This is a genomic window from Parabacteroides sp. AF17-3 (assembly GCF_003635445.1).
Taxonomy (GTDB): Bacteria; Bacteroidota; Bacteroidia; order Bacteroidales; family Tannerellaceae; genus Parabacteroides; species Parabacteroides goldsteinii.
The window spans coordinates 103906-115494 of sequence record NZ_QTMM01000012.1; the positions used below are offsets into that span (position 1 = coordinate 103906).

At 47.6% G+C, this 11589-nt stretch carries 5 protein-coding genes; all 5 read right to left on the bottom strand.

The features are described 5' to 3' along the window. Nucleotides 1-343: 343 nt before the first annotated feature. Nucleotides 344-2560, bottom strand: coding sequence for a glycoside hydrolase family 3 C-terminal domain-containing protein (locus DWW91_RS16605; RefSeq protein ID WP_122328368.1), 2217 nt, complete (start codon nt 2558-2560; stop codon nt 344-346). 13 nt (nt 2561-2573) lie between these two features. Next, on the bottom strand, nt 2574-5018 hold the full coding sequence (gene galA, locus DWW91_RS16610; protein WP_122328369.1) for a beta-galactosidase GalA: 2445 nt from the start codon (nt 5016-5018) through the stop codon (nt 2574-2576). A 28-nt stretch (nt 5019-5046) separates the two neighbouring features. Next, nucleotides 5047-6783 (bottom strand): discoidin domain-containing protein, encoded by a 1737-nt coding sequence (locus DWW91_RS16615; RefSeq protein ID WP_122328370.1) that lies wholly within the window; start codon nt 6781-6783, stop codon nt 5047-5049. A 120-nt stretch (nt 6784-6903) separates the two neighbouring features. Then, the gene (locus tag DWW91_RS16620; RefSeq protein ID WP_122328371.1) at nt 6904-9168 is read right to left on the bottom strand and encodes a GH92 family glycosyl hydrolase; all 2265 of its coding nucleotides are present in this window, start codon (nt 9166-9168) and stop codon (nt 6904-6906) included. 126 nt (nt 9169-9294) lie between these two features. After that, nucleotides 9295-11577, bottom strand: a complete 2283-nt coding sequence (locus tag DWW91_RS16625) for a hypothetical protein (RefSeq protein WP_233584510.1) — start codon at nt 11575-11577, stop codon at nt 9295-9297. Nucleotides 11578-11589 lie beyond the last annotated feature (12 nt).

Consider the following 11589-nt stretch of genomic DNA (forward strand, 5'->3'; position numbering starts at 1 on the left):
AGTAAAAAGCGGATGTCTCATCTCCTAATATCCCCGCGCAAAAATAAGTAAATAAATAATTATACAACCAATATCGGGGTAAAAATAACAAAGCTTGCAGTAATTGATCCCAACAGATATGAAAACGGATCAATCGCCTGCAAGCTCGTATACCGGAGTGTTCTATCTCCCTTCCGGTTATTGGTTATTACAAGGGAGGCAGTGCTGTTTGCCTGCTTTCCCTTGTTATTTACATCTGATTCTTTTTGCATATCACAGCTGTGATACAAAAGAAATCCATCTGTGAAACAAACGGAATCCAACTGTGATATGAAAGGAGCACAGTTGTGATATGCAATAGAAATTAATAAACTACATATTTCTCCCCTTCAATCTTCAGTTCCCCGAAGCTACCTTCCGATTTATAAGGCTGGCCGCCGCCGATATATAATTCGACTGTGCCTTCTTTCTCGACCAGGTTACCCTTTTCATCCACCAAAGACAGTTCTTCGGGAGAAAGGGTGAAGGTTACCTGCCGGCTTTCGCCTGTATCCAGATGAATACGTTTGAAACCTTTCAGGGCACGTAAGGGGACACGGGTGTTGCCGTTCTGCGGATGGGATACATACAACTGAACCACTTCGTCGCCGGCACGCTTTCCGGTGTTCGTTACGGTTGTGGTTACCTGAATGCTTTCTCCGGTCTTGACGGTGGAGGCATTCTGCAAAGGAGCATACCCGAAGGTAGTATAACTCAAACCATAGCCGAACGGATATCTTACATCGCCTTTGAAATAACGGTACGTACGGTTTGCCATCGAATAATCCTCGAAATCCGGAAGATCCTCGTCATTCATATAGGTAGTCAACGGCATACGGCCGGCCGGGTTATAGTCGCCAAAGAGAACATCGGTAATGGCATCGCCGGCAGCTTGTCCGCCGTACCAGGCTTGCAGGATCGCATCGGCATTGCGGCTCTCCCAGTCGAAGCTCATCACGGAACCGGACATATTGACCAGGATTAGCGGACGGCCCGTCTTTTTCAGTTCCTTCATCAGTTCGGTCTGCACGGGAGGCAGTTTCATCGTTGTACGGTCACCGCTGGCAAACCCACCGTAACCGGCAGCTCCGGCATCACCGGCTTCGCCTTCATAATCAGCGCTGATACCACCCACGAAAATGATAATGTCTGCTTTCTTAGCCTGAGCAGCCACCTGAGCAAAAGAAGGAGCACCTTCGAGTTTCTGAACAATACCGACACCTGTCAGCGTATCGATCTGAATACTGTTACCAAAGCGTTTCTGCAAACTCTTATACGGGGTAATGATTTCGCTCGGCGTACCAAAATAGTTAGCCAACAGCGTGCTGCCATTATCCATATTCGGACCGATCAGGGCGATACGTTTGATCTTGGAGGCATTCAACGGTAGGATATTCTTATTATTCTTCAATAACACCATTGATTTCTGCGCCATCTCATAGGCATGCTTTTTGTGGGCATCACATTCGATCACTTCACGACCGATAGATGCATAAGGCACGCGGTCAGCAGGATCGTACATACCCAGCTTAAACTGGATTTCGAACAGGCGAGCCAAAGATACATTGATATCTTTCTCGGAGATCAAGCCTTTCTCCACCCCTTGCTGCAATTTCTGATAAAGATTACCGCATTCAAGGTCTGTACCGTTCAGAACGGCATCGGCTACGGCTTCCGTATCGTTGCTATGTGTTTTATGATACTTGGTAAAATCACTGACTGCCCAGCAGTCGGACGTCACATATCCGTCGAACTTCCACTGGTTACGAAGAATATCCTGTAATAACTCGTTATGCCCGCAACAGGGAGTTCCTTCAAAACGGTTATAGGCGCACATCACACCATGTACCTTCGCTTTAGTCACCAGTTCCCGGAAAGCGGGCAAGTAAGTATCCCAAAGGTCATACATGGAAACACGGGCGTCATAAGAATGGCGGTTGTGTTCAGGACCGCTGTGTACGGCATAATGTTTAGCACAAGCCACCGATTTCAGATACTCCGGATTATTTCCTTCCAGGCCGTGGACGATCGCCGAACCCATTTTGGCTGTCAGGTACGGGTCCTCGCCATAGGTTTCCTGTCCACGTCCCCAGCGGGGATCACGGAAGATATTGATATTCGGAGTCCAATAAGTCAGTCCACGATAGATTTCGCCGGTCTTGCCTGCTTTCAGGTCTTCATTGAACAGGGCGCGTCCTTCCGAAGAGGTCATATCTCCCATCTTTTGAAGAGCTTCCGTGTCGAAGGTGGCAGCCATACCGATCGCCTGCGGGAAAACAGTCACCTTTTCCTTCGTACGAGCCACGCCATGCAACGCTTCGTTCCACCAGTTATAAGCAGGAATACCCAAACGGGGAACAGCCGGGGCGGCATGTTTCATCAACTGGACTTTTTCTTCCAGCGTCAGACGGGAAATGATATCCTGTACCCGGACATCCAACGGAAGGTCCGGATTACGAAACGGATAGTCGTACGTTTGTGCCGTCAGGCCGCCCCAAGAGAGAGCGGCCAGTAACACGATACTTTTCAGTTTGCTTTTCATGTAATTGCCTATTTTATTTGGTTACTTCTACAATAATCTTACTCTCTTTCAACCCTTCCGATACAGCAGTCAATTCGATCGGTTGTCTGGAACGGTCACTGGTGACAAGTACCTGGGCATAGCCGTTAAATGCATTCCGGTGTACATCGCTTCCGGCAGGGAAGACATCCGGTTCCTGACTACAAGGATTACCATTACCCACTCCCAGAATCTTGCCGTTACGGACATCGAAATGAATTCCGTTTTCAGCAGTAGGTACTACACGTCCTTTGGCATCCAACACTTTTACGGTAATGATAGCAACGTCGTTACCATCACCCTGGATAGAAGTACCGTTTTCACTGACCAGTTGCAAGGAAGCCGGATTTCCGGTAGTTTCGACCAACTCGGTGTATTTCTTTCCGTTCTTCTTCCCTTTGGCCAACAGCTTACCTGGGGTATATTTAACACGCCAAGCTGGAATATCAAACTTTTCAACCGTCTTTTTACCCAGGCTTTTGCCATTCAGGAACAATTCCACCTCATCCATATTGGTATACAGATGTACATCGACCGAATCCGTACCGATTCCATTCCAATGAGGAAGCACATGCAACACCGGTTCTTCCGTCCACCAAGCCTTGTAATACCAGAATGCATCTTTCGGGAAACCGCAATAGTCTAATATTCCGAAATGAGAAACTACACCCGGCCAGAAATGCAACTGCGCCTCGCCTCCATAATCGAATCCGGTCCATACGAAAGCACCGGCAACAAACTTGCGTGCATCGACATAACGCATCCATTCCTGTGCACGTGCTCCCCATCCCGGAACATCACGATCGTAAGCCTGATGGAAACCCTTCTTCGCATCAGTCTCATAAATACCACGCGTCATCACCGTACTTGCCTCTTCGGTGAAGATACAAGGCAGATTCGGGAACTTTTCATGAACTGCGTCGATATTGCCTATTTTATAATAATTAGAACCTTGTACATCTACGGCATAGGTAAAACCTTCCCCCCAACTACCGTTCATGGCAGCCGTGCACGGACGAGTAGGATCCAGTTTGCGCTGAACGGCTTTCATGCGCTCAACAATCATACGCCCCTTCTCTGTTCCCTGTATGGCAGGTTCTTCGTTTCCCAAACACCAAATGATAACAGACGGATGATTCCTGTCGCGGCGAATGATTGTCTTCAGCTGGCTCAGACCTTCATCACTGGAGCTCAATACACGCAGTTCATCCATGACCAGCATACCCAGCGTGTCGCAAGCATTCAAGACAGATTCCGTCGGAGGATTATGGGAGGCGCGGTATGCATTTACTCCATACTCTTTCAGACGGGCGATTCGCCACGCATTCAGCTGGTCCGGAACAGCAATCCCCACACCGGCATGGTCTTGGTGGCAGCATACCCCCTGAATCTGTACTCGTTCGCCATTGAGGAAGAAACCTTCGTTGGCATCGAAACGGATGTCACGGATACCGAAAGAGGTATCGTAGCTATCGACAACTGCCCCATCCAACAAAATATCAGTATGCAACGTATAAAGCGTCGGAGTCTTCAACGACCATAAGTCAACCTGCCGTACATCCATGTATGTTTCCACCTCTTTCGTTTCCAACGAGGGTACGGTAAGGGTTGTACCAGACTTGTTTACTTCTTTCCCTTGACAGTCGATTATACTGTTTTGCACAATAAGATCGACCGATTTACCACTTTGGTTCGTCACTTCTATCTGTGCCTTCACACGGGCTTCCTTCTTTTGCAGATCCACTTCGCTGGTGACAAACGTCCCCCATTGCGGGATATGCACGGGAGCCGTGCGGGTCAACCATACATTCCGATAGATACCGGCACCTTCATACGACCATAATTCGGAATGAGTCGCATCTACACGGACGGAAATCACATTTTCCGCATCCTTTTCATAATTCAGGCATTCCGTTACATCGAAGACCAAAGGCACATAACCGCTCTCACCGCGTCCTAAATAGACACCGTTCATCCATACCTGTGCATCACGGAAGATACCCTCAAACTCCAGCGTATACCGATTCCCTTTTACCAACTCGGGAGTAAACCGTTTCCGATACCAGCCCACACTGTTTTCGGGTGCACGTCCGCCCAACTTACGGTATCCTTTCATCTTGAATTGCTCTTGGCTATATCCCAAAGCCATCCCCCAGTCATGAGGCAAAGAGATCTTCTCCCACTTGCTGTCGTCAAACCGTTGCGTATGAGGAATAGCCAAACGTGATTCCTGGTCTGCATCCAGCATAGTCGACTCCTGCAAAAAGGCAATCTTAGAGAACGACAATGCCTGCCCGTAATTAAAATCCTTCTCCGGATTAGCCGCATGCCCTTTAGCAAAAAGCCAATCCTGATTCAACAACTCTCTCTCCCGCTGTGACTGGGCACCCAGCCAAAGGCAGGGGAGTAATAACATCACTGTAAAAATCAATCTTTTCATTTCTCTGATCTATTGTTTCTTAAATGGATTAACGGCAGACCTCCACCTGTTCGGTCCGGGTAATACCGTTTTCGTTATAAGTATCTATCGTGAAATAATAAGTAACACCTTTATTCAGGCTACCGATCTCCAGCGAGGTCTCTCCCATCACCTGGAAATTACTATACAACTTGTCTTCGGCAATGCCATAACGGACAATATACCCCTGGGCATGCGGCACTTCGTTCCAGGCCAGGCTGACTTTACACGGGTCTTCTTCATTCCGCTTAACCGTAAAGCCATTCACCGGACGGGGTTTGCTACCCAAACCGTTTCCGAATATCCTCAAATCGCGGATCGAGAGGTTGGACGATACGGTATATTCTTTATTCTGTAGTTTGATATAGCGCGCTTTGAACGGTTCTTCAAACTCGATATAATCGTGCGGGGTATCCGTCTTTTTCGTGCTGTAATCCACTACCGGATACCAGTCCTCCCCATTCACCGAGGCATAAATCACATAACTCTGGTAAACACCCGGAACGAAGCCCTTCTGTTTGGCCCCATATTCATCGAAATTGACCTGAATGGCATTGACAGACGAAAGATGTTGCAAATTCACCTGCAACCATTCCGTATCGTTGTTGGTAGCGGCAACCCAGGCCGTACGCGAATCCTCATCCACGATGTTCTCTGCCGGAAAACCATCCAACGTAGAGGAAGCCGTAACCGTCTTGCCGTAAGAAAGCAGCATCCAGCCCGGCTGGAAACTATTGGAAGCCTGTCTTTTTTCCGTAGGTAAAAACATCGGATAGTCGCCGAGATAAGTATCCGTATAGAGATAGCCGTCTTTATCGAAACCCGCAGGATAGAAAGAGACGCGCCGTTCGAACATATGCCGGACGGAAATGGAATTGGTCGCCGCCTTCCAGTAGTTTTCGCTGCCTACGGTAAACATACAGCCATGTCCGGCTCCCCCGATAAAGCCAGTCGGCTTATAAGAGACCGGACTATTTTCCATATAGGTAAAAGGACCCGAGGGAGAGTCGCTGACATACGTTCCGTCGGCATACGATTTCCATTCGGTTCCGGGAGCGGCATATTGTAAATAATATTTCCCCTGATGAGCCGTCATCCAGGCTCCTTCGATATAAGGGCGGCGGGGCAATTCGTTGTGCTCGCCTGTCCGTTCCCAGCCATATTCTTCTTTATTACTGTTGAAACAGGTAATCACTTCTGTCCGGGCCTCCAGGGTGTTCAGGTCCAAAACCTGTGCATAGATAGGGTCTACGGGCGAACAGCCGTAGTACATATAGAGATTATCCCCTTCCACATAAAAAGCAGGGTCCCAGTAAGACCAGATTTCCTTCACCGGTTCCCATACGCCCGTTTCCGGTGCAGCCGAACGGTACAGCATGCCTTTTCCATGTGTAGAACCGACATAATAGAGATGGTCTTTATGTATAAAAAGCCCCGGTGCATAATCTTCTATCGGCAACACGGAATCGGTGATGAAGACATGTTTCCAATCTGTAAAATCTTCGGAATACCAGTAGCCGGACGACTTTGAGGCAAACAGGTAATATTTGTCTTTAAACGACACCACAACTGGGTCGGCAGCTTCGCGAATCCCCTCACCTCCATCTATTTTCATAAACCGGTAGTTGAGGTTGACCGGGTTACAAAAGGTTTTCGGAGACTGGGCAATCTTTGCCTTTATCGGATGAGTATCCTGGCAACCGATCAATAACGGTGCAATCAAAAAGGTTAGCAACAAACTTTTCATACTTCTTGTATAAATTACATCTTATTATTATGTTTTTCAAATACCTACAACTGCAAATATACAGACTATCAATTATATAAGCAATAAAAACACATACATTTATTGTATACATAACAACATCTATAACATATCTTCTCCCTTCATTTCGAATACCAGTTCTCCTCCCTGTAATACTTCTTCGAAAGTAATATAGGTTCGCTTCAATTCCTCCCCGTTCAAAAAGACTTTATCGACATAGATATTGCTATCGGATAGATTCCTGGCCTTTATAATAAAATCCGCTCCCGAAGGCAATTTGATCTTTGCATATTCAAACAAAGGAGCTCCCAACTCATATTGGCCGGAAACCGGGTCCATTGGATAGAAACCTAAGGCACTAAAGACATACCAGGCACTCATCTGCCCCGTATCTTCATTCCCGCATATGCCATCCGGCGTATTATTATACAAGGTTGTCAGTACCTGATTGACATACTTCTGGGTTTTATATGGCTGCCCCACTTTATTATACATATAAATCGTATGATGACCGGGTTCGTTGCCATGGGCATATTGTCCGATCAGGCCGGAGATATCACCGGATACATCGTCGCCCTCCAATGCAGAAGACATCGTGAAAAGCGAATCCAGGCGGGCAGCCAACCGTTCCTTTCCGCCCATCAAAGCCGCCAACCCTTCCACATCGTGAGGAACAAAGAAAGACCACTGCCAGGCATTCCCCTCGCAATAATCATCCTTACGGTGCGAAGAGGCCAACGGAGCAAAAGGTGTACGCCATTTACCCTCTTTTGTCTTTCCTCTGACAAAGCAAATATCAGCATCAAATACATTTTTATAATTGAAAGACTGTTCATTGAAATAAGCAGCCTCTTCGCTTCTTCCTATCTGTTCGGCAAAACGTGCCAACGCCCTATCGTCGAAAGCATATTCGAGCGTGCGGGCCACCGATTCCATTTCCATATCACAAGGTACGTAACCGTATTTCCTATAATTTTCCAATCCGACGAAATAGCCCATCGAATACCCGCACGTATCCTTCATCGCCAATTCGGTCATTGCTTTGAGAGCCAGTTCCGTATCGAAACCGATAATACCGTTCAAATAAGCGTTGGTAATTACGGGAAGCGAATGTATTCCGGTCATTTGATAATTCTCAATGCCCCACAACGTCCAGATAGGCAACTGACCGGCATACTTGTAATGTTCCAGCAATGTTTTTACATAGTCTTCGGCCACCTCCGGATGAAGCACCGAAAGAAGCGGGCAGGCCGCCCGGAACGTATCCCAAAAACCGATGACTCCCCCGTAATAATCGAACCCGTCCGTCTGATGAACCTGCCAATCCGGTCCCCTGAAACAATGATCCACATCAGAAAATAAAAACGGATACAGCATAACATTGTGTAAAGAAGTATAAAACAGTTCTTTCTTCTTACGGTCTGTCGTTTCGATTTCTATCTGCCCTAACACATCGTGCCACTTGCCGGCGGCCTCTTCGCGGATGACATCAAATGTTTTATTTTTTGTCTCTGCCCAAAGATTCTTGGCAGCTCCCTGTGTATCCACCGAGGAGAGTGCCGTCCGAACCTCCAATTCACCCGTATTACTCTCAAAAGTCAATAAAGCCTTTATGTTCGTTCCTTCCGCCGAAGTCATCCCCTCCATTCGCCGGTCGTCGACATATAAAACGCATTCCTTAATAGGGGTAGAAAAGGTGGAATAAAAATAAACCTGCTGCCCCGGCGTCCACCCGTTCGAGCAACGATATCCACGAACGGTATACGGATCAACCCATTCAAAAGCCGACGCATACACCGTATCGACATCATGCTCGCTTTGTATGGTACAAGCACTTTCCGAGCCATATTTTAAATCGACAATCACCGGTATCTCACCTTCAGAGGCATACGTATACCGCTGTAGGCCACAGCGCCGGGAAGCCGTCAGTTCAACCGTCAATTGTTTATCATATAAACCGACAGAATAATATCCGGGTTCGGCCTTCTCGCCTTTATGGGATAATACCGCCTGATACTGTTTTGAATAAAGTTCTTCGTCCGCCATACCGCTATTCAAAGGTAAGGGCATAAATAAGATATCCAGAAAATCGGCACATCCTCCGCCACTTTTATGCAGATGGCTGAAGCCCAGGATAGAGGGATCGTCATAATGATAGCCGGCACCATACGGACGCGTATCCGCTCCTATCTGCATCATCCCGAACGGAACAGACGCTACAGGAGCCACCCTTCCTTCCAAACCGGTCCCAATCCATTTATTTACATATTGATTATTACTGTCTGCCTCATTCCGGCAGGCAATCAGCAGGCAGAAAAGCAAGCCGCTTAACAGACGATAGCTAAAAGATGATGAAGAAATATACATAGATTATTATTTAAAAAGATTCAAGATTCAAACGACAAATAACACAATAGTGTCACTAAGGATAGCACTATAGAGCTACTATATGTAACACTATAATGCTATCCTTAGTGACACTACTGTGCTATTTTAATAACCTTTCGCCCGTTTCAGGTCAAAGGTTTCCACACTTTTTCCATCGACAAGCCGATGAAGCGTCCAACTGTTACCGTCTGCGCCTGCTTCCAGCCGCCAATCATAGGACGGGTCGCGCAGGAGTTTCTTTATCGCACGAGGGAAAGCGTTGGCATGGCGGGCATCTTCCCAGGTGCGGATCGCAGCAAATATCTGATCTTTCTGCGGACAACTTTCCACGTCTTTCTGGTTGATCGCCAAGAAGTAAGTGGCCCCGTAACCGACCGAGATTGCCTGTACATGCTCATACTGCTCAACGGTAGAGGTATCTTTAATGGCAAAGTTTCCACCGAAAGAGACCGGGTAATAATTGGAATAAGTGACATCGCGCAAGTCTTTTCCCTGGCTGGTGGCACTACCCCACTCGCGGGTATCGATGTCATAGAGGTTACGTCCGCCACCGACATTCCATACACTCTGGTAATGCCACGAACCTTCCGACAGGGTAGCGCCGGAGAAACGGATATAGGGTACTCCCAACTCTTTCGCCCGACCGAACATTTTCCGGAAGAAACGTTTGGCGGAATAGTAACCGTGACCGTTATTGAACAGGAATTCCTGCCCGTCGAAGTCGTAAAGGGTCAAACCGCACAGATGGGATACATCGGCATAATATTCGGCGATCTTGTCCTGGAGAGCCAGATTCGGGATAATACCTTCGTAACCGTAATTGATGGTTACCTGCAATTTATAGACGGTATCATTTGCCTTATGTGCGGTTGGCTTGGTTCCCCAATAACCTCTGGTCACATTCTTCAGGGTATAAGGGGCCGTTTCGGAGACACCCAGATAATGAATCAGTTCGCTGCCGATCTTTACCATGTTCAGATTTTCACAATGTCCTTCCCAGCTGGCTATTTCTTCCAGATAGGTAGGATCGTCTACTATGATAACGGTATCTTCGAGAGAAAGGTCTTTCATCAAGATGCGTTTCTGCTGATAACACAGGCTATCGCTCGGGACAGGACTGGCATCCTTCGTGCCCGGTGCCAGTGAATTCGTTATATTGACACGTCCCAGCATGATGCCTTTCGCGGCCGCCATGTCAGCAAATTCACGATGGGATTTGTTACCCGAGTGAAAGCGGAAAGGTTTCTTTTCCTGGTTCCTGCCATCCAGATAGCCTTCATTGGCACGGTCGGGACGCAAGAAGCCCTGGTCGTAGGCATGGATAGCCGGGAAACCGAGTTTGGCGGTATAGGAAATGATGCTGTCGTACTGGTTTCCGCTGGTCATAACATCGGGCGAATAGGCGGCTGGGTCTTTAATCCATTTTCCATTGACAGTCGGATGAGGCAATCCTTCGGACAGGACGATATCCTGTATCACGTCCATCAAAGCCGTGCTGTCGGGACTTCCCCACAAGGCGATGGAAGAACCGATAAAATCGACTCCCGGAATCGGTTCCACATCGATATGGTTCGGAATATTGGCCGGCATATTAGGTATCAGGGAATAATGAACCTGACGACTTTTCGTACGGTCGCGCGACTGATAATTCAAAAAGATACGTCCCAGACTATCTACCATCGCGGCATTTCCGTACATGATGCGGTAATAAGGTTCTTTATTGGCATAGAAAGCGACGTCGCTGATACCGTTTCCGCCCAGTGTAAACACCTGTCCTTCATGCAGGCTATCCGGCAACGGGAAACGTTTCGCGTCGGGCGTGTGAATGATATATTGGAACGGAGCCGCATCCCCTTCTATATCGGCGGTACCGCCAATGGTATTGTCGTTGAGGGCAAGCATACCGATGCTGTAATTGACTACATCGCTGGTATCGCGGGCCACTCCGATGATTTCGCCCAGCAGGTTGTCGATATTGGTATAATAGGAACCCCATTGGATGCAGTCGATGCCATTCCGGGGTTCGAGGCTGTTCAAGGTCAGTTTGAAATATTTATCGGCCGGTTGCAGGGTTATCGTTGCTACCGAACCGTTCGGGTATTCGAGGGTAAAGCAATCAGCCTCTGCATTATAAACGGCCTTTTGGGGCGTATAATACACTTTCTTTTCACTATCATAGAGCGACAGCAACGGAGAGGGTTTGTCGGCAGGACTGAACTCGCGGTTCGGGGAGACAGTCGTATTCTTCATACTCGTGATATACCCCTTGTCGTTAATGCCGATACTGAAATAATCGGTCTGAAAATCCCATGTCTTTTCGGTCGTACAACCGAAAAGCGTCAAGGATACAGCCAGGAGAGAGAGACATTTCTTACACATATTATCCATATAAGGTATCAT